We start from the raw sequence: 19,746 nt of genomic DNA on the forward strand, positions 1-19,746 counted from the left end.
GATTATTGTTGCTGAACCGCACCTTTACCTGACCAGACAATTTCGCCAGTCTGCACCAGCATCAGTTGCATTTGCAGCGTCGGCGCATTGGCATTACCTGTCGCACTGGAATACAGCACGTACTGGGCTCCTACATTGCGGGCAATACCGATAGCTTTACTGCGTGTACCGAGACTATCCTGCGGTGACAAGCCCAGTTGCTGCTTGGCAATTGACAGTTGCTGCGCCGAAACCAGCGTAAACTTGCCATTATTGGTCAGCGCGCTGCGCAGGGTTTCAGTTGCTTCGCTGGTGTTCACCGAACCGTTTGTCCGGTTGTTCACACTGTCAACGAGCAGTACGTTACCCGCCGAGGCTCCGCTCGCCTGCAACATTTTCCCCATCATCGGCTGTACGGCGCTGTTCCAGTCATAGTGACGTTCACGCGGCGTCGGCTGAGTCGTTTGATCAGGGTGTTCGATTGGCCCAGGTTGCTCCGGGATCGACGGAACAGACGGCACCGTCGGTACAGGTTGTGACGGCTGCGGTTGCTGCGGAACAGGCTGTTGTGGCGTTGGGTTCGCTTGTTCAACTGGCGCGGGTTCTTGCTCGCCGCGCGTAATACACCCGGAAAGGATAACGGCCACTGTGGCCAGCAGCGCGAAACGTCCTAATGTTTTAATCAATTTTCACCCCTTATAGATAGAGATAAAGTCTGACCTTGTGCGCACCCAGGAAATTTGCATTTCCATAAAGTGTGACAGCGGAGTGCGCCGGGATCGTGATCCTACGCGGTTCTTCGAGCGGGTGCATTTCCAGGCCTCTGGCGTCGTACCAGTAAAAACGGTAATTGATGGTTACCGGCTGCGCGCGTTCATTGAACAGGCGAGACGAGGCAGAGGGCTGGATTTCCTGCGTGCTCAGCGTGGGGGAGTCAGCGGTGATACCTGCAGCCAGAACATTGGTTTCCATCACCAGCGTTTGATCGTTGGCCACCGGGATCGCAGGACGCGAGCCACAGCCGACTAACGCCAGGGCCGTCACCAGAAGTGCAACGCGTCCGTTGATCATATCACTCGCCTTTATGTGCCAGCATCGGGCCTAAGGGGCGACCACCCAACAAATGCATATGGATATGCCAGACTTCCTGTCCGCCGTGGCGGTTACAGTTCATGATGAGGCGATAACCATCTTCCGCAATGCCCTCAGCACGGGCAATTTTTGCCGCTACGGTCATCATCCGTCCCATCGCCTGTTCATGCGCTTCGGTAATGTCATTAGCGGTAGGAATGAGGATATTCGGCACAATCAGAACATGCGTCGGAGCCTGGGGAGAGATATCACGGAAAGCGGTAACTAATTCATCCTGATAGACGATGTCCGACGGAATTTCCCGACGGATAATCTTACTAAAAATGGTTTCTTCGGCCATGACGTTTTCCTTTTTATACGCGCGGGCGAAACCGCCCCATCACGAGATACAGTGTAGAGTATGAGCGAGATTCTCCGGCTGTTTCAACTATAACGCTCTTTTTCTTCAAGATTTCGCCACTGGCTGGTGGTGTTATAACCAACCCTTACCCATAACCGCGTTAAATCAACCACTCAGCCACGAATATTACATCTGTTTACATCTCAATTATGAATGCGTATATTTCGCATTTGCATTTTCATGTGCATTTATTAACTGAAAAATAAAAACAGACCGGACGCCGACAATGCATCGCGATCCGGACAATCCCGTTCACACACCATTAAGGGTTAATAATGTCTTTCACCATTAACGCCAGGAATGAGCAGCGTCCGTTTAACAGCGCGCCATCATTACTGGCCGTTTGTATTGGCTTCGCGTTGACACCAACCACAGGTTTTGCAGCATCCACATCCGGCACTGATGAAACCGTTATTGTTGAAGGCGCATCCGGCGACCAAAGCGATACCCACCAGGACCAGGACTACAGCGTTCAGACCACCACCACCGGCACTAAACTGCTGCTCGTACCGCGCGATATCCCGCAGTCGGTAAGCGTTATCAGTCAACAGCGTATGCAGGATCAGAACCTGAACTCAATCGGGCAAGTATTGACTAATACTACCGGCGTCACCGCGCAGGTACAGGACAGCGATCGCACCGTGTTTTATTCACGCGGCTTCTTTGTCAGTAACTACGCCTACGACGATCTTCCAACCTCCATTAGTGAAGTCTGGAACTTTGGCGACACCGCCGCCGATACCGCCATCTATGACCGCATTGAAGTGGTACGTGGCGCGACGGGTCTGATGTCCGGTACTGGTAACCCGGCGGCCTATGTCAACATGGTGCGTAAGCATGCGGATAGCACTGAATTCAAAGGTAACGTGTCCGCCACTTACGGTAGCTGGGATAAACAACGTTATATCCTTGATCTGCAGGCTCCGCTGACCGAATCGGGAAAAGTGCGTGGCCGCGTCATTACCGGTTACCAGGATAATGACAGTTGGGTGGACACATACCACTACCGCAAGAAATTCATCTACGGTGTTGTTGATGCTGACGTAACCGACAGCACCACCTTATCACTGGGATATGAGTATCAGGAAAGCCAGACTGACAGCCCCACCTGGGGCGGTCTGCCGACCTGGTACGCCGATGGCAGCAAAGCGAAATATGACCGCAGCACAACCGTTGCGCCAAACTGGGCCTATTCCGATAAAGACAACACCAAAGTCTTCGCCAATCTGACACAGCGTTTTGGCAATGGCTGGGAAGCGCATGTTAACGGTATGCATGCGGAAACCAATTTCGATACCAAAACGATGTATATGTACGGTTATCCGGATGAAGCCACAGGCCTGGGAATGGTCGGTTACGGCGGCTGGAACCGTGGTGAGCGTAAACAGGATGCCATTGATGCCTTCATGCGTGGCGGTTTTGACCTGTTTGGCCGCCAGCAAGAGTTGATGTTCGGCGCAAGCTACAGCCGCCAGCGTAACCATTATGACAATTCCCTGCCGGACACGCCTGGGACGATTGTCGATGTGGGCTCATTCAACAGCGGCTGGAGTGGTAATATTGCCGATCCGGCATGGACAGCATGGGCGCTGTATAGCAAGGACGATATTCGTCAGTCCTCTGCCTACACCTCGGCGCGCGTCTCGCTGGCCGATCCACTGCACCTGATCGTGGGCGCACGTTATACCGAATACAATATTCGCTACAACCCGTCAGGTTCACCTTCTACCCGGCTTGAAAGTACCAAAGACGATGTCACACCGTATGCAGGTCTGGTCTATGACATCAATGAGGACTGGTCCGCATACGCCAGCTATACCGAGATCTTCCAGCCGCAGGACAAACGTGACGCATCCGGGCGCTATCTCGATCCAACCACCGGTAAAAGCTATGAAGCGGGTGTGAAAGCAGACTGGTTTAGCACCCGCCTGACAACATCTATTGCCGTGTTCCGTATAGAGCAAGACGGTATCGCCAGTAATACGTACACTTACATGCCTGGCGGGGAGTCTATCTATGAATCTCTGGATGGCGTCGTCAGTAAAGGTATCGAGTTTGAGCTGAACGGTGCGCTGACCGATAACTGGCAGTTAACCTTCGGTGCGACTCGCTTTATTGCCGAAGACAAACAGGGCAAGGCAGTCAGTTCCGATCAACCGCGAACCACCATGAAGTTGTTTACCCGCTATCAGTTGCCGGCACTGCCTGAGTTAACAATCGGCGGAGGGGTTAACTGGCAGAACAAAGTCTGGACCGACGTGTCAGATACCCAGCGCGCAGAACAAGGCAGCTATGCACTGGTGAATCTGTTCGGGCGCTATCAGGTCACTAAAGATTTCGCCGTCCAGGCAAACCTGAACAATGTGTTTGACCGTGAGTACTACGATTATGTAGGCAGCTATACCGTCTACGGCGCACCGCGTAATTTCTCCCTCAGCGCCAGCTATAGCTTCTGATGACGGTGTTCAGATGCTACCCCCTGCCCGTTAGTTCGCTGACGGGCTTTTTATATCTCATTGCCCTTCACCTTTCTGACGTGACAGATGACCTTCTTGTCTCATTTGCCTTAAATGTAAAACCCTTAAACGTAAAAAAGGCAGCCTTTCGGCTGCCTCAGTCTCCCCAGACTTTACGGCTTAGTTGCTACGGATGTACTCATCCATTTCGGTTTTCAGGTTATCGGATTTAGTACCGAAAATTGCCTGTACACCAGAACCAGCAACCACCACACCTGCCGCGCCCAGTTTTTTCAGACCAGGCTGGTCAACTTTTGCCACATCGGCAACGCTAACGCGCAGACGAGTGATGCAAGCATCCAGGTTAGTGATGTTTTCTTTACCGCCGAACGCAGCGACCAGTGCCGGAGCCATTTCGCTGGTTGCGCCAGCTTTAGACTCTTCGGACGCATCTTCACGACCCGGGGTTTTCAGATCCAGCGCTTTAATCAGTACGCGGAACACGGTGTAGTAAATCGCTGCGTAGCACAGACCTACAACCGGGAACAACCACAGTTTGCTGCCGTTACCGGACAGGACGATGAAGTCGATCAGGCCGTGAGAGAAGGACGTACCGTCACGCATACCCAGCAGGATACAGATCGGGAATGCCAGACCAGCCAGAATCGCATGGATTGCGTACAGGATCGGCGCAACGAACATGAAGGAGAACTCGATCGGCTCGGTGATACCGGTCAGGAACGAGGTCAACGCTGCGGAGATCATGATACCGCCCACTTTCGCGCGGTTCTCTGGTTTAGCAGAGTGCCAAATCGCGATAGCAGCAGCCGGCAGGCCATACATTTTGAACAGGAAGCCGCCAGACAGTTTGCCCGCAGTCGGGTCGCCTGCCATGTAACGCGGGATATCGCCGTGGAATACCTGGCCTGCAGCGTTGGTGAATTCGCCGATCTGCATCTGGAAAGGAACGTTCCAGATGTGGTGCAGACCAAACGGTACCAGGCAGCGCTCGATGAAGCCGTAGATACCGAACGCAACAACCGGGTTCTGGTAGGCAGCCCATTGAGAGAATTCCTGAATAGCAGTACCAATCGGTGGCCAAATGAAGGACAGAACAACACCGAAGATAATAGCGGCCAGACCGGAGATAATCGGAACAAAACGCTTACCGGCGAAGAAGCCCAGATACTCAGGCAGCTTGATACGGTAGAAACGGTTAAACATATACGCAGCGATGGCACCGGCGATGATACCACCGAGGACACCGGTATCTGCCAGGTGTTTAGCCGCGATTTCTTCTGCAGGTAAATGCAGTACCAGAGGTGCAACCACGGACATGGTTTTCACCATGATGCCGTAGGCCACCACAGCAGCAAGACCAGATACGCCATCGTTATTGGTGAAGCCAAGAGCAACACCGATAGCGAAGATCAGCGGCATGTTAGCAAAAACAGAACCGCCTGCTTCGGCCATTACGTGAGAAACCACTTCTGGCAGCCAGCTGAAGTTAGCAGACCCGACGCCCAGCAGGATACCTGCGATAGGCAGTACGGATACCGGCAGCATCAGCGATTTACCGACCTTCTGCAGGTTAGCAAATGCATTCTTAAACATAATTGAGAGTGCTCCTGAGTATTTGTGCTTTTTTTACGCTTTTTGCGCATTGGCACGGGGGGAGAACCGTGCTGTGAACAGGACATCTAAGTGCCCTTTATTTATTACACAGAGTAAAATAAATCCGCATAAGTTTGTTTGACGGCTATCACGTTTCAGTTAGCGCCAGAGGAAAAACTTTCATAGATTTACAAAACCCATTACCGAATGTGTCAAAAAAAGCGTTCACCGCCTCTTTTGTGGCGGTGAACTTTACTCTCATTACTTATTAATTACGAGCACTAAAATAAGCTGAAAATTCAGAGGGATTGCAGGCGGGCCGGATCGATATGGAACAGTTTGGCGAAGTTTTCTGTGGTTTGTTGCGCCAGTTCATCGACCGAAACGCCCTTCAAAACTGCCATGTATTCAGCAACATCCCGGACATACGCCGGTTGGTTTTCTTTACCGCGATGAGGAACCGGTGCCAGATAAGGTGAATCTGTCTCCACCAGCAAACGATCGAGCGGAACGTAACGCGCCGCATCACGCAATTGCTCCGCGTTACGGAAGGTGACGATCCCGGAAAACGAAATATAGAAGCCCAGATCTAATAACTGACCTGCCGTTTCCCTGTCTTCCGTAAAACAGTGTAGTACGCCTCCGCAATCCGTCACCTTTTCTTCGCGAAGGATAGCCAGCGTATCTGCCCGCGCATCACGGGTGTGAACAATTACCGGCTTATTCAGTTCACGACCAATACGGATATGATCACGAAACGACGCTTGCTGGCGGGCTTTGGTTTCCGGCGTGTAATAATAGTCCAGACCCGTTTCACCCATTGCCACAACGCCTTCTTCTGCGGCCATGCGGCGTAAATCTTCCACCGCATAGTCTTCATCCTGATTGAGCGGATGTACGCCGCAGGAAAAAGCCACATCGCTACGCTCTCCCACCAGGTCGCGCATACTGCGGTAACCCGGCAGTGTCGTCGCCACGGCGAGGAAGAATTTCACGTCGCGGGCCGCGGCTTTTTCTAGCGCGTCATTAACATCCGTATGTAACGACTGATAATCCAGGCCATCAAGATGGCAATGGGAGTCGACTAAAAACATAATCTCTCTCTTAGAAATGCTGTCCGGGCAACGTAGCGCCGGGTTGCAGGTAACGCTCAATGCGTAATAAAAGGTCGGTCAATAACAATTCACGGTTGACGCCCACTACAGTCATCAACTGTTCGCGGCATTCTACCGCCGCGTGAAGGCAGGCTTGCAGGCGTTCGCCATTAAACTGGCTGGCAAGCTGGCGCACCAGCATTATCGCATCCATATTCGTCAGCAATGTTGCGCCCTGCTGAACCTTGAGGGCATCGAGCAGCAGTGTCGCCAGCCAGTGCAGGCGTTCGGCCACCTGTTCGTGGTTCAATGTCGCCAGTAGCGAAAGCCAGTCGCCATTATTGAGTATCTGCCCAAGGCACTGACACAGCGCCTGACGCGGTGCGAGGTTGTCCGCCTGCAGCAGTTGCTCAGCCGCACCGGGTGCGCCGCCACACAGGCGTAATGCGCTGACAATGGTCTCTTGTGACGCGCTGTGCTCGCGAGCAAGCCAGGCGCAGGCATAGTTCTCAGCAGGCGGTGCGAGGTGATGTATCCGACAGCGGCTACGCAAGGTTGCCAGTAAGCGCGCCGGTTCGCGACAGCTCATAAAAAACCAGGTCTCTTTCGGCGGCTCTTCCAGCGTTTTGAGCAGGGCATTTGCCGCGGCGTCTGTTAAAAGCGCGGCGTCCTGAATCCAGACCACTTTAGCGCCGCCAAGACGGGCGTGTTCATACAGTTTTTCACTGACCTCGCGCACCGCGTCGATCCCGAGCGTGGCCTTGCCCTTTTCTGGTGCTAACGGGTAATAATCCGGATGCGTCCCCGCCTGCATTAACTGGCAGCCCCGGCAATGGCCGCAGCTTTTGGCATTTTCCGGATGCTGGCAAAGCAGATAACGGCTCAGCGCATAGATCAGCGCATCGTCACCCATTCCCGGTAGCGCGTGGACCAGCAAGGCATGATGTCCGCGACCGGCATGATAACTGGCGACCAGTTGCTCATAATCCGCTCGCAGCCACGGGTACCATCTCATGCGCCCTGCTCCTGCACCCAGGCGGTGACGGTCTGGCGGATATCCGCCACCACGTATTCGAGCGATTGCGTGGCGTCGATGGTGCGAATGCTGTCATCTGCCGCCGCCAGCTCAAGGTAGCGGGCACGTGTGCGGTTGAAGAAATCCAGAGATTCCTGTTCAATGCGGTCCAGCTCACCGCGAGCACGGGCGCGCTTGAGTCCGACTTCGGGCGTCACGTCCAGATAAAGCGTCAGGTCCGGGCGGAAATCACCCAACACCGCGTCGCGCAATGTTGCCAGCATGGTCTGGTCAACGCCACGTCCACCGCCCTGATAGGCTTGTGTAGAGAGGTCGTGACGATCGCCAATCACCCAACTTCCGTTGGCCAGTGCCGGTTTAATCACCGTCTCCACCAATTGAACGCGGGCAGCATAAAACATTAATACTTCGGCCTTAACCGTAATCGTCTCATCGCCAACAGAACGAATATCCAGTACCAGGCTGCGCAGTTTTTCTGCCAGTTGCGTACCGCCCGGCTCGCGGGTGAAAACCATCTCCTCTACGCCCAGTTGACGTAGCGTGTCGACCACGACATCACGCGCGGTGGTTTTTCCTGCCCCTTCGAGCCCTTCAATGACGATGTATTTACTGCCCATTTTTTTCCTTAAGTACTTTTAAATAGTCCTGCACTGACCGATTGTGGCTCGCGAGATTGGTGTTAAATGTGTGACCACCCTTGCCATCAGCGACAAAATAGAGATACGGCGTTTTTGCCGGGTGCGCCGCGGCTTTCAATGAGGCTTCGCCAGGCGTGGCAATCGGGCCCGGCGGCAGGCCGCTGATGATATAGGTATTGTACGGCGTTGGCGTTTCCAGGTCGGTACGTGACAACTTACCATTATACCGCTCCCCCATCCCGTAAATCACGGTGGGATCCGTTTGTAGTCGCATCCCAATTCGCAAACGGTTAATAAAGACCGATGCGACCTTATCGCGCTCGCTGGCCACCGCCGTCTCTTTCTCGATGATAGACGCCAGCGTCACCATCTGGTTTTTATCCTGGTAGGGTAACCCCTCCATACGCCCTTCCCACGCCTGATCAATCGCCCGCACCATTTTTTGGTGCGCACGCTTTAGCAGTGCAATATCCGTGGTATTTGCGGTATACATCCAGGTATCCGGCCAGAACCACCCTTCCACCCAGTCCGCATGCTCGAAATCCAGCGCCTTCGCAACCGTCGCGTATTCATCATCTTTCAGGGTGTGCTTGATATAGGGTGCGTCACGCAGTTGCTGCAGATAATCACTTAACCGCATCCCTTCAACCAGACGGAGTGGGAACTGCGCCTCTTTGCCGCTTTCCAGCAACTGGAGCATGTCACGCACCGTCATAGTAGGGGTAAACCGATAGGTACCGGCTTTAAAGTGCGAAAGATCAGGCTCCACGCGCAGCAACCACTGGAAAACGCGCGGGCGGTTAATCACCTTCTCGCTATAAAGCTGTTCACCCAACGCAACGCGCCCGGTTCCTGCTTCCAGTGTAAAAATAGTCTCCTCTTTAATGAGGAGCTTACTGTCGGCCAACTGGCGAACTTTCCATATACCCGCGCCTGCCGCAATCACCAGGACCAGCAGAAGGAGAAATACAACGCGCAACATTTTTTTCATGACGATATCGGATGCTCACAAAGAGGGGCTAAAAATTGGTACAACTCCCGGGAAGTCCAGCTTATGCCCTCCCACGCGCGCACGGGGATCATGGGCATTAATGCATTACAGATGATGACTTCATCAGCAGTGTTAAGTGCATCTGGCGACGCATTGATTTCGACAACGCGATAGTCGGAAGATGCCAGTTGGCGCAGACAAAATTGTCGCATGATGCCATCAACGCCAGCCTGACTCAGGTTTGGGGTAAATACATCGTGGCCTTTGCGCCAGAAAATATTCGCGGCACAGCATTCCGTAATCCACCCTTCACTGTCAAGAACCAGCGCCTCGTCACCATGAGATTGCTCAAGATAACGGCGGATCAGGACTTGCTCCAGCCGATTGAGATGTTTAATACCGGCAAGATGCGGGTTGCGCCCCAGACGTACCGGGCTAAGTGACAGCGTAACCCCCTCTTCTCGCCAGCGAGCGTAATGCGTCGGATACGCAGAAACGCTGAGAATACGCGTCGGACTCTGGCACCCGGCTCCGCTATAACCACGTCCACCACCGCCCCGGCTGATAATTGCTTTCAGGACTCCACTTGTCCTTCCCGAGGCGAGACGACGCATTTCGTCTTCCAGTGTTTCCCACTGGTTAAAAGGGATAAAGAGCCTGTCACAGGCGAGTTTCAGACGATGCAGATGTTCAGCCAACAGACTGATAGTGCCGTTGTCGATACGCGCCGTCGTGAAACAGCCGTCGCCAAACTGAGTCGCTCTGTCATTTGCGGCAAGAAATGTCTGCTCGCAACCATTAATCAACAACATAGAGGCTCCTTATGCGTGGCTGATTAGTGTGGCAGGACACTCTGCGCAGGACAAGCGGAGAAAACTGAATAAAAAAGGCCCGCAGTGCGGACCTTTTTACAGGCTGGGGTAATAAACAGCGCTACACTCAGACCTTTTTGAAGATCAGGGAGCCGTTAGTACCACCAAAGCCAAAAGAGTTACACAGCGTGTACTCCAGACCATTTACCTGACGGGCTTCGTGCGGAACGAAATCCAGATCGCAACCCTCAGACGGGTTATCCAGGTTGATGGTCGGCGGAACAGCCTGGTCGCGCAGTGCAAGGATAGAGAAGATAGACTCTACCGCGCCCGCAGCACCCAGCAGGTGGCCCGTCATAGATTTGGTAGAGCTAACCATAATGCGGCTTGCTGCATCACCAAACACGGATTTAACCGCCTGCGCTTCAGCTTTGTCACCCGCCGGGGTCGATGTGCCATGGGCGTTTACATAACCGATTTGGCCAGGTTCAAGGCCCGCATCACGAATGGCGTTGACCATCGCATCAGCAGCACCCGCACCGTTTTCCGGCGGAGAAGTCATGTGGTAAGCATCGCTACTCATGCCGAAACCAACGATTTCCGCATAAATTTTCGCACCACGTTTTTTCGCGTGCTCATACTCTTCAAGCATGATAATGCCTGCGCCATCGCCAAGAACAAAACCATCACGGTCCTGATCCCACGGACGGCTCGCAGCCTGAGGATTATCGTTGCGTGTAGAAAGCGCACGTGCCGCACCAAAGCCACCCACGCCCAGCGGGGTACTCGCTTTTTCTGCGCCACCGGCAAGCATCGCATCCGCATCGCCATAGGCGATCATGCGTGCAGCATGGCCGATATTATGCACACCAGATGTACAGGCTGTGGCAATCGAAATACTTGGGCCGCGGAGGCCAAACATGATGGTCAGGTGACCGGCCACCATATTAACAATCGTCGACGGGACGAAGAACGGGCTGATTTTACGCGGGCCACCATTCACTAAAGAACTGTGGTTTTCCTCAATCAGGCCGAGACCACCAATACCGGAACCAATAGCGGCACCGATGCGGGTTGCGTTCTCTTCCGTCACTTCAAGGCCAGAATCCTGCATGGCCTGAACGCCAGCGACAATTCCATATTGAATAAAGTCATCCATCTTGCGCTGTTCTTTACGCGAGATGATGTCTTCACAGTTAAAGTCCTTTACTAAGCCAGCAAATTTCGTTGCGTAGGCGCTAGTATCGAAATGGTCGATCAGGCTGATGCCACTCTGACCGGCAAGGAGAGCTTTCCAGGTAGACTCTACGGTATTGCCGACAGGAGACAACATGCCCAGTCCGGTCACAACTACACGACGCTTAGACACGGTTGTCCTCCAGGGAGGGAAAAAAGATTAAGATTAGGGGGATAAAAGATAAAACTCAGGCGGTCGAATGACCGCCTGGAGATGTTCACTTACGCCTGGTGACCGTTGATGTAATCAATGGCAGCCTGAACGGTGGTGATTTTCTCAGCTTCTTCGTCCGGAATCTCAGTATCAAACTCTTCTTCCAGAGCCATTACCAGCTCAACGGTGTCAAGAGAATCAGCGCCCAGGTCTTCAACGAAGGAAGCATTGTTGGTAACTTCTTCCTGCTTAACGCCCAGCTGCTCGCCGATAATTTTCTTAACGCGTTCTTCGATAGTGCTCATACTCTTAAATTTCCTATCAAAACTCGCTTTCGCGATGGTTTTCGTAGTGTATAAAATGTTGAAAAATTTGCAACTAAATCCCGGCAGTTCGTACCACGATTTTACGCTATTTTGAGGCCTTTCGCCCTAATAACGCAAATAATTTTAATCGTGGTTAAACCATATACATTCCGCCGTTGACGTGCAGGGTCTCACCAGTGATGTAACCCGCTTCGTCAGAGGCTAAAAATGCAACCGCGCTGGCGATTTCCTGAGCACCGCCAAGGCGACCCGCTGGAACTTGCGCCAGAATACCCGCACGCTGATCTTCGGTCAGCGCACGCGTCATGTCCGTTTCAATAAAGCCCGGAGCAACAACGTTCACAGTAATCCCGCGTGATGCGACTTCTCGCGCCAGCGATTTACTGAAACCAATCAGACCCGCCTTCGCCGCAGCGTAGTTTGCCTGACCAGCATTTCCCATGGTACCAACCACAGAACCGATAGTGATGATACGACCATGACGCTTTTTCATCATAGCGCGCATCACCGCTTTTGACAGACGGAAAACCGATGACAGGTTAGTTTCGATAATATCGTTCCACTCGTCATCTTTCATGCGCATTAACAGGTTATCGCGAGTGATACCGGCATTATTGACCAGGATATCAACTTCGCCAAACCCGGCACGAATGTTTTCCAGCACAGATTCAATAGATGCAGGATCGGTCACATTCAACATCAGACCTTTACCGTTGGCACCTAAATAATCACTAATAGCCTGAGCGCCATTTTCGCTGGTTGCAGTACCGATAACCTTCGCGCCACGAGCAACAAGGGCTTCCGCGATTGCGCGGCCAATGCCACGGCTCGCGCCGGTAACAAGCGCGACTTTTCCTTCAAAACTCATGGTTTTCCTCTTTTATTGCGCAAGTGCCTCTGACAGCGCGGCTGGCTCATTAAGCGCAGACGCTGTCAGGGTATCAACAATACGTTTTGTCAGACCGGTAAGCACTTTACCTGGGCCAACTTCATACAGGTGCTCAACGCCCTGTGATGCCATAAATTCAACGCTTTTGGTCCATTGCACCGGGCTGTAAAGCTGACGCACCAGCGCGTGACGAATTGCTTCCGGCGACGTTTCGCATTTCACATCAACATTGTTTACAACCGGAACCTGCGGGGCGCTGAACGTGATTTTTTCTAATTCCGTCGCCAGTTTCTCTGCAGCAGGTTTCATCAGCGCACAGTGGGATGGCACACTGACCGGCAGCGGCAGCGCGCGCTTCGCGCCAGCAGCTTTACAGGCAGCACCCGCACGATCAACCGCATCTTTGTGGCCGGCGATAACAACCTGGCCCGGAGAATTATAGTTTACCGGAGAAACAACCTGCCCTTGCGCGGACTCTTCACATGCTTTGGCAATAGACGCATCATCCAGACCGATAATTGCCGCCATAGCACCAGTACCTTCCGGCACGGCTTCCTGCATGAATTTACCGCGCAGTTCGACCAGACGCACCGCGTCTGCAAACGTGATAACACCTGCACAGACCAGTGCAGAGTACTCGCCCAGGCTGTGGCCGGCCATCAACGCAGGGGTTTTACCGCCCTGTTGCTGCCACACACGCCATAAGGCAACGGAAGCCGTCAACAATGCAGGCTGCGTCTGCCAGGTTTTATTCAACTCTTCCGCCGGCCCTTGTTGAACAAGGGCCCACAGATCGTAGCCAAGTGCCGCAGAGGCTTCACGGAATGTCTCTTCAACAACCGGGTGAGTTGCTGCCATGTCAGCTAACATACCCACGGTTTGAGAGCCCTGTCCCGGGAACACAAATGCAAATTGCGTCATGTTTTTATCCTTAGTACTAGAAACGAACCAGCGCAGAGCCCCAGGTGAAACCACCACCAAAGGCTTCCAGCAGAATCAATTGGCCGCGCTGAATGCGCCCGTCGCGAACCGCTTCATCCAGCGCACAAGGGACAGACGCCGCAGAAGTATTACCGTGACGATCGAGTGTCACCACCACGTTATCGAGCGACATGCCCAGTTTTTTGGCTGTCGCGCTGATAATGCGCAGATTTGCCTGATGCGGCACCAGCCAGTTCAGCTCGCTGCGCTGCAAATTATTCGCTTCGAGGGTTTCGTCGACGATGCGAGAAAGCTCAGTCACCGCCACTTTAAAGACTTCGTTTCCTGCCATTGTCAGGAAAATAGGACTCTCTGGATGCACACGATCGGCATTCGGCAGCGTTAACAGTTCGCCGTAACTACCGTCAGCATGCAGATGCGTAGAGATGATACCCGGCTCTTCGGATGCGCCGAGCACAACTGCGCCCGCGCCATCGCCAAAAATAATAATGGTGCCACGATCTTCCGGGTCGCAGGTACGCGCCAGAACGTCAGAACCGATCACCAGCGCATTTTTCACCGCGCCCGATTTTACATATTGATCGGCGATGCTAAGCGCATAGGTGAAACCCGCGCAGGCAGCAGCAACATCAAATGCCGGGCAGCCTTTCACGCCTAACATGTTCTGCACCTGACATGCGGCGCTAGGGAATGCATGCGTTGCGGAGGTGGTAGCGACAATAATCAGACCAATCTCATCCGTGCTGATACCTGCCATTTCCAGGGCGCGCTTTGCAGCTTCAAACCCCATGGTGGAGACGGTTTCATCTGGCGCAGCAATACGGCGTTCACGAATACCTGTGCGGGTGACAATCCACTCGTCAGACGTATCCACCATTTTTTCCAGGTCGGCGTTAGTTCGCACTTGTTCAGGCAGATAGCTGCCGGTACCAATAATCTTCGTATACATGTACGCTCAGTCTTTTTCCGGTAACACAGATTCCAGGCGAGCGGCAATTCGCCGGGGAACTTGCCGCTGCACCGCCTGCACTGCCTGTTCAATCGCGACGGTAAATGCTCGCTGATTGGCAGCACCATGACTCTTAATCACCGTGCCGCGCAATCCTAACAGACAGGCGCCATTATACTGGTCGGGGTTGAGGTGACTGAATCGCCTGCTCAGGCTTTTTTGTAACCAACGCTTTAATAAAATCAGCCACCACGACCGTTTTTTCCCTTCACCCTGAGATTTCAGCAGCGAAAGAAACACTCTGACAACACCTTCCATCGTTTTTAATGTGACGTTTCCCGTAAAACCGTCACAAACCAGTACATCCGTTTTACCGGTGAGTAATTCGTTCGCTTCCAGATAACCAATATAGTTAATCGTCGGAACCGCTTTTAAAATCGCTGCAGCATCGCGAATGTTGTCATGGCCTTTGGTCTCTTCTTCACCAATGTTCAGAAGCGCCACGCGGGGGTTAGCGATCTCCAAAACTTCTTCTGCCATCACCGCACCCATTACTGCAAACTGCGCCAGCATCTTGCCATCGCAGTCGACGTTGGCGCCTAAATCGAGCACCACCGTTTTCCCTTTCTGCTGGTGCGGTAAAACAGTCACCAGCGCGGGACGCTCAATGCCCTCAATGGGTTTGAGCAACATTTTAGCCAGCCCCATCAGCGCGCCGGTATTACCGGCACTGACGCAGGCCTCGGCACGACCTTCTTTTACAAGCTCCAGCGCCATCCGCATTGAACTGCCGCGACTGTTGCGGACAGCTTGCGAGGGGCGCGCATCGCTGGCAATAACTGACTGTGCGGGAATAACAAGCAAACGCGAGCGTTGCTCGAAATCAGCTTTGGCGAGCAATGGTGTGATAGCGTCGGGATCGCCGACTAAAAGAAGATTAAGATGCGAATTAGAGTTCAGTGCCTGCAAAGCTGCAGGCACTGTCACGGAAGGGCCAAAATCGCCCCCCATGACATCTAACGCCAGGGTTAGACGAGTCAAGGTATCGGTAAATCCCCGCTTTCACGGGGAAATCCTCACTAAGTTTGATCACGCTTGCGCGTGATTACTTAGTGATTACCTTGCGACCGCGGTAGAAACCGTCGGCGGTAACGTGGTGACGCAGGTGGGTTTCACCAGAGGTTTTGTCTACAGACAAGCTGGTGACTGCGGTCAGCGCGTCATGAGAACGACGCATGCCACGTTTGGAACGGGTTGGTTTATTCTGTTGTACGGCCATGGACCTTACTCCTTAATTACGATTTACCCCCGTTTGAGCGGGGAAAACCTATTACTTACGCTTTAAGCTGGCTAATACGGCAAATGGGTTTGGCTTTTGCGCTTCATCAGGCAGTTCACCAAAGACCATGTCCGCCTCGGACACTTCACAGTGTTCAGAATCATGCACCGGAACTACAGGCAAGGAGAGGATGATTTCATCTTCAACCATCGCCAGCAGATCGATTTCACCGAAGTCGTTAACCTCAATCGGTTCATACGCTTCCGGCAGTGCTTCAGCCTGTTCGTCTGAACGGACAGGACTAAAACAATATGTTGTGTGAACCTGATGGGTAAACGGCTTGCCGCAACGCTGGCATTCGAGGGACACCGTCACTTTCGCATCGCCGGTTATAACCGCGAGGCGTTGGTTGTCGATGGCGAACGAAATGGAGCATTCCACATCACTGTCCACACTGACTACAGATTCGGCGACACGCTCAACCTGATTGGGCAGATAGATGCCCTCATAATCAAGGCGTTTCTGAGCCGTGCGAACCGGATCGAGAGTCAGGGGTAATTTTACCTTTTGCATAGGGCGCGCATATTAACTTTGTAACGTCATAGAGTCAAAGAAAAAGGCAGCCTGAGGTTGCCTTTTGCCAATAATTCGCACACATTGCGGCCTACAGTTTAAAATGCCTGTCATGGTTAAGCCATATTTGGTGAAAAAAATATGTCAGATATTGTTCTTGCATCGACATCGCCCTGGCGTCGTGCGTTATTAGAGAAGCTCGGGCTGGCGTTCGAATGTGCCGCGCCACTGACCGACGAAACCCCACAACCCGGCGAGTCCCCCCGCCACCTCGTGCTGCGACTTGCGCAAGAGAAAGCGCAATCGCTGGCCCAACGCTTTCCCCATCATTTGATTATTGGATCTGATCAAGTGTGCATGCTGGAAGGTGAAATTACCGGCAAGCCGCTGACCGAAGAAAATGCACGTCAGCAATTAACCCGGGCCAGCGGAAATATTGTGACATTTTATACCGGGCTGGCGCTGTTTAATTCCGCAACGGGTCATTTACAAACCGAGTGCGAACCTTTCGATGTGCATTTTCGCCACCTGAGTGCCCAGGAAATAGAAGACTACGTGCGTAAAGAAAACCCCCTGCACTGTGCGGGAAGCTTTAAGAGTGAAGGTCTTGGGATTGCGCTTTTTGACCGCCTGGAAGGGCGCGATCCGAATACGCTGGTTGGCCTGCCGCTGATTGCGCTGTGCCAGATGCTGCGCCGGGAAGGCTGTAACCCGCTATCGCGCTAATAAATCTACTCATGTACAGAGGTTATGTAAGGAAGCCCCGGTGGTGAAACGTCGCGTATCTCAAGAACCGTCAGCGGGGCTGTGGTCGCTGGTTGCCCTGGCCAGTCTGATTTTAATGATAACCATGGGTGTACGGCAGACGGTGGGGCTGTTTGTGCACCCTATTGTGCACTCCACCACAATGAGCATTGCCGAAGTCAGTATGGCACTGGCAATAGGCCAACTGATGTGGGGCGCATTTCAGCCACTGTTTGGGGCGTGGGCGGATAAGCGCGGTGCTTTCAACGTGTTGGTCATCGGTGCTGTCCTTATAGCGTTGGGGCAGCTTGGCACACTGTGGGCGTCCTCTTTTTTACCGCTGACGCTCGCACAGGGACTATTAAGCCCGGCTGGCGCCGCCGCGGGTAGCTTCTCTGTATTAATCGGCATCGTCGCGGGAAGATTGCCATCTGATAAAGGCTCCGTTGCCAGCGGTATGATTAACGCCGGTGGCTCGATGGGGCAATTTATCTTCGCCCCGCTAATACAGTTTATTGTCAGTCTGCGTGGTGTCGCCACAGGACTGGTTTTCCTGGCCCTCGCCGCGCTGTCGACAATAATTCCATCGTGGTTTCTGTGTCGGAAAAGCGAAAAACCTTCCCCCACGCTGACTCAACCTGCAGTATCAGACGATCCGGGGCTTAAACAGCAAATTCGCGCGGCCTTTCGTCATCCTAGCTATTTGCTTCTGCATGCCGGTTTTTTGACCTGTGGCTTCCACGTGGCGTTTCTCACTACGCATTTGCCGAGTGAAGTTAGCCTGTGTGGACACGATGCCTCTGTCTCTGCCATTAGCCTTTCGCTGATCGGACTTTGTAATATCGCAGGCAGTATTTTCGCGGGGTTTCTCGGCAAGCGATTCCCGATGAAATATATCCTCGCCGTGCTATACGCGTCCCGTGCAATACTGATTATCGCTTTTTTGCTGTCACCAAAAACGACGCTGGCATTCTATCTCTTCGCCTGTGCGATAGGATTAACCTGGCTTGCTACCGTGCCGCCAACGGCAGGTATTGTTGGTAAGTTGTTTGGAACCCGTTATCTGGCGACACTGTTTGGCTTTACCTTGTTTTCACATCAGGTCGGCGCTTTCTTTGGCGCATGGCTGGGTGGACTGGCCATGCAATATGCAGGGAATCTCGACTGGGTATGGTATGCAGATATCGCCCTGGCCCTACTGGCCGCGCTGGTCAATCTGCCTATTAAGGAAAAGAACACTGCGGTGCCGCTTAAACCGACTCGCGCATAACATAAAAAGAAAGGCGGTCACCATGACCGCCCTTACTTATGCTTTGTTGTTGCGTAGCACTTGCAGACAACGCTTGAGCTGATCGTCCAGCGGTGCTTCTATACGAATAGTTTCGCCGGTATTGGGGTGGGTAAACTTCAACGCCGCGGCATGCAGAAACAGCCGTGTTAACCCGGTGCCTGCCAGTTGTTTATCAAACTCACGATCACCATATCGATCGTCAAAGGCAATAGGATGACCCGCATATTGGGTATGGACGCGAATTTGATGCGTACGACCCGTCACCGGGCTACAACGGACCAGTGTCGCGGCTTCATAACGCTCTTCGACTTTAAAGCGGGTTTCTGACGGCTTTCCTTCCTGGTTCACGCGTACAATACGCTCACCGCTTTGGAGAATATTTTTCAACAGCGGCGCCTGCACCACTTTGACGTGGGACTGCCACTGGCCGCGCACCAGCGCCAGATAATCTTTCTGCATGCCTTTATCACGCAACTGCTCATGCAGGGAACGCAGCGCGGAACGTTTTTTGGCGACCAGCAGCACACCGGAGGTGTCTCGATCCAGACGGTGCACCAGTTCCAGAAAACGCGCTTGCGGACGTAATGCGCGCAGCCCTTCAATGACGCCGAAACTTAGCCCACTACCGCCGTGAACCGCAGTGCCAGAGGGTTTATTCAGCACCAGGATATGTTCATCTTCATAAAGAATGACGTCGCTCAGCGCGGCAACTTTTTGCAGGTGCGGCGAAACCGCTTCCTCTTCCCGTTCCGCAACGCGGACAGGTGGAATACGCACTTCATCGCCCGCTTCCAGCTTATATTCCGGCTTCACGCGTTTTTTATTCACGCGGACTTCGCCTTTACGCAAGATGCGGTAAATCATACTTTTTGGCACACCTTTCAGTTGGGTGCGTAAAAAGTTATCGATGCGTTGCCCCGCTTCGTCATCGGCGATAGCAACAATTTTTACGGAAGGAGTCTCAGTTTTCATGGGAGGCGATTCTAAATAGCGTCGATGAATAGCGCCACTCATTTTTATATGCTTATATTTACTTTTGATCCTGGTCTGCTTCGTTCGACACAGACGTTTTGGCGGTTATTAAACCAATCGCCAGGCAAAAGTGAAAAAACTGTGAGTAACCGGGTGATAAAAGGTAAAAGTCAGCTTGCTATAACGGGGTTCGCAAGGAATAATGTTGCAGTTTTCCGCGTTGGATCTTGTTATAACAAGCAATTGTGCGGAATGACCAGTTTTGCCTGTCCGACCATA

At 52.9% G+C, this 19,746-nt stretch carries 21 protein-coding genes; 3 read left to right on the forward strand and 18 right to left on the reverse strand.

All coding sequences use genetic code 11. From position 1 onward, the window contains the following. Window positions 1-2: 2 nt before the first annotated feature. Genes lpoB through hinT form a run of 3 tightly spaced genes read right to left on the reverse strand, consistent with a single transcriptional unit; the run spans window position 3 to window position 1,411 of the window. The gene (gene lpoB / locus IP582_RS15555; protein ID WP_041851715.1) at window positions 3-665 is read right to left on the reverse strand and encodes a penicillin-binding protein activator LpoB; all 663 of its coding nucleotides are present in this window, start codon (window positions 663-665) and stop codon (window positions 3-5) included. Between the two features lie 10 nt (window positions 666-675). Further along, on the reverse strand, window positions 676-1,050 hold the full coding sequence (locus IP582_RS15560; RefSeq protein WP_193793736.1) for a YcfL family protein: 375 nt from the start codon (window positions 1,048-1,050) through the stop codon (window positions 676-678). Window position 1,051: 1 nt separating this feature from the next. Then, on the reverse strand, window positions 1,052-1,411 hold the full coding sequence (hinT, locus tag IP582_RS15565) for a purine nucleoside phosphoramidase (protein WP_090087896.1): 360 nt from the start codon (window positions 1,409-1,411) through the stop codon (window positions 1,052-1,054). A 335-nt stretch (window positions 1,412-1,746) separates the two neighbouring features. On the opposite strand from hinT, the gene fhuE reads away from it, so the two are divergent. After that, window positions 1,747-3,927 (forward strand): ferric-rhodotorulic acid/ferric-coprogen receptor FhuE, encoded by a 2,181-nt coding sequence (gene fhuE, locus IP582_RS15570; RefSeq protein ID WP_193793737.1) that lies wholly within the window; start codon window positions 1,747-1,749, stop codon window positions 3,925-3,927. A 180-nt stretch (window positions 3,928-4,107) separates the two neighbouring features. Here fhuE and ptsG read toward each other — a convergent pair whose 3' ends face one another. The 14 genes from ptsG to yceD all read right to left on the reverse strand — a co-directional run bounded on the left by ptsG (window position 4,108) and on the right by yceD (window position 16,460). Continuing rightward, window positions 4,108-5,541, reverse strand: a complete 1,434-nt coding sequence (gene ptsG / locus IP582_RS15575) for a PTS glucose transporter subunit IIBC (protein WP_041851719.1) — start codon at window positions 5,539-5,541, stop codon at window positions 4,108-4,110. Window positions 5,542-5,840: 299 nt separating this feature from the next. Next, entirely contained in the window at window positions 5,841-6,635 is a 795-nt protein-coding gene (locus IP582_RS15580; protein ID WP_193793738.1) for a metal-dependent hydrolase, read from the reverse strand. A 10-nt stretch (window positions 6,636-6,645) separates the two neighbouring features. Then, the gene (holB, locus tag IP582_RS15585; protein ID WP_193793739.1) at window positions 6,646-7,650 is read right to left on the reverse strand and encodes a DNA polymerase III subunit delta'; all 1,005 of its coding nucleotides are present in this window, start codon (window positions 7,648-7,650) and stop codon (window positions 6,646-6,648) included. Then, window positions 7,647-8,288: a dTMP kinase gene (tmk, locus tag IP582_RS15590; RefSeq protein ID WP_193793740.1), complete on the reverse strand. Its 642-nt coding sequence runs from the start codon at window positions 8,286-8,288 to the stop codon at window positions 7,647-7,649. The genes holB and tmk overlap by 4 nt, the downstream gene beginning before the upstream one ends. Further along, window positions 8,278-9,300 carry a cell division protein YceG gene (yceG, locus tag IP582_RS15595; RefSeq protein ID WP_193793741.1) on the reverse strand — a complete coding sequence of 341 codons (1,023 nt, stop codon included), beginning with the start codon at window positions 9,298-9,300 and terminating at the stop codon, window positions 8,278-8,280. Before yceG ends, tmk begins: the two co-directional genes overlap by 11 nt. Next, complete coding sequence (pabC, locus tag IP582_RS15600; protein WP_193793742.1) at window positions 9,297-10,112, reverse strand: aminodeoxychorismate lyase; 816 nt, start codon at window positions 10,110-10,112, stop codon at window positions 9,297-9,299. Before pabC ends, yceG begins: the two co-directional genes overlap by 4 nt. Before the next feature lie 127 nt (window positions 10,113-10,239). Then, the gene (fabF, locus tag IP582_RS15605) at window positions 10,240-11,481 is read right to left on the reverse strand and encodes a beta-ketoacyl-ACP synthase II (RefSeq protein WP_041851725.1); all 1,242 of its coding nucleotides are present in this window, start codon (window positions 11,479-11,481) and stop codon (window positions 10,240-10,242) included. 89 nt (window positions 11,482-11,570) lie between these two features. Then, window positions 11,571-11,807: an acyl carrier protein gene (gene acpP, locus IP582_RS15610; RefSeq protein WP_000103754.1), complete on the reverse strand. Its 237-nt coding sequence runs from the start codon at window positions 11,805-11,807 to the stop codon at window positions 11,571-11,573. Window positions 11,808-11,961: 154 nt separating this feature from the next. Next, window positions 11,962-12,696, reverse strand: a complete 735-nt coding sequence (fabG, locus tag IP582_RS15615) for a 3-oxoacyl-ACP reductase FabG (RefSeq protein ID WP_041851726.1) — start codon at window positions 12,694-12,696, stop codon at window positions 11,962-11,964. Between the two features lie 12 nt (window positions 12,697-12,708). Then, window positions 12,709-13,638, reverse strand: a complete 930-nt coding sequence (gene fabD, locus IP582_RS15620; protein ID WP_193793743.1) for an ACP S-malonyltransferase — start codon at window positions 13,636-13,638, stop codon at window positions 12,709-12,711. A gap of 16 nt (window positions 13,639-13,654) precedes the next feature. Beyond that, window positions 13,655-14,608, reverse strand: coding sequence for a beta-ketoacyl-ACP synthase III (locus IP582_RS15625; RefSeq protein ID WP_193793744.1), 954 nt, complete (start codon window positions 14,606-14,608; stop codon window positions 13,655-13,657). 6 nt (window positions 14,609-14,614) lie between these two features. Next, window positions 14,615-15,649 (reverse strand): phosphate acyltransferase PlsX, encoded by a 1,035-nt coding sequence (gene plsX, locus IP582_RS15630; RefSeq protein WP_072039780.1) that lies wholly within the window; start codon window positions 15,647-15,649, stop codon window positions 14,615-14,617. Between the two features lie 64 nt (window positions 15,650-15,713). Continuing rightward, entirely contained in the window at window positions 15,714-15,887 is a 174-nt protein-coding gene (gene rpmF / locus IP582_RS15635; protein ID WP_020457446.1) for a 50S ribosomal protein L32, read from the reverse strand. A gap of 51 nt (window positions 15,888-15,938) precedes the next feature. Then, a complete protein-coding gene (gene yceD / locus IP582_RS15640; RefSeq protein WP_041851730.1) occupies window positions 15,939-16,460 on the reverse strand; it encodes a 23S rRNA accumulation protein YceD in 522 nt (173 codons plus the stop codon). A gap of 141 nt (window positions 16,461-16,601) precedes the next feature. Between yceD and IP582_RS15645 the strand changes: the two genes are divergently transcribed. Next, window positions 16,602-17,186: a nucleoside triphosphate pyrophosphatase gene (locus tag IP582_RS15645; RefSeq protein WP_041851731.1), complete on the forward strand. Its 585-nt coding sequence runs from the start codon at window positions 16,602-16,604 to the stop codon at window positions 17,184-17,186. A gap of 40 nt (window positions 17,187-17,226) precedes the next feature. Continuing rightward, window positions 17,227-18,474 (forward strand): MFS transporter, encoded by a 1,248-nt coding sequence (locus tag IP582_RS15650; RefSeq protein ID WP_228007904.1) that lies wholly within the window; start codon window positions 17,227-17,229, stop codon window positions 18,472-18,474. A 36-nt stretch (window positions 18,475-18,510) separates the two neighbouring features. Here IP582_RS15650 and rluC read toward each other — a convergent pair whose 3' ends face one another. Further along, window positions 18,511-19,467, reverse strand: a complete 957-nt coding sequence (rluC, locus tag IP582_RS15655; RefSeq protein WP_193793745.1) for a 23S rRNA pseudouridine(955/2504/2580) synthase RluC — start codon at window positions 19,465-19,467, stop codon at window positions 18,511-18,513. Window positions 19,468-19,746 lie beyond the last annotated feature (279 nt).

The sequence above is a fragment of the Citrobacter sp. BDA59-3 genome, assembly GCF_015167655.1.
In the GTDB taxonomy this organism is placed as follows: Bacteria; Pseudomonadota; Gammaproteobacteria; order Enterobacterales; family Enterobacteriaceae; genus Phytobacter; species Phytobacter diazotrophicus.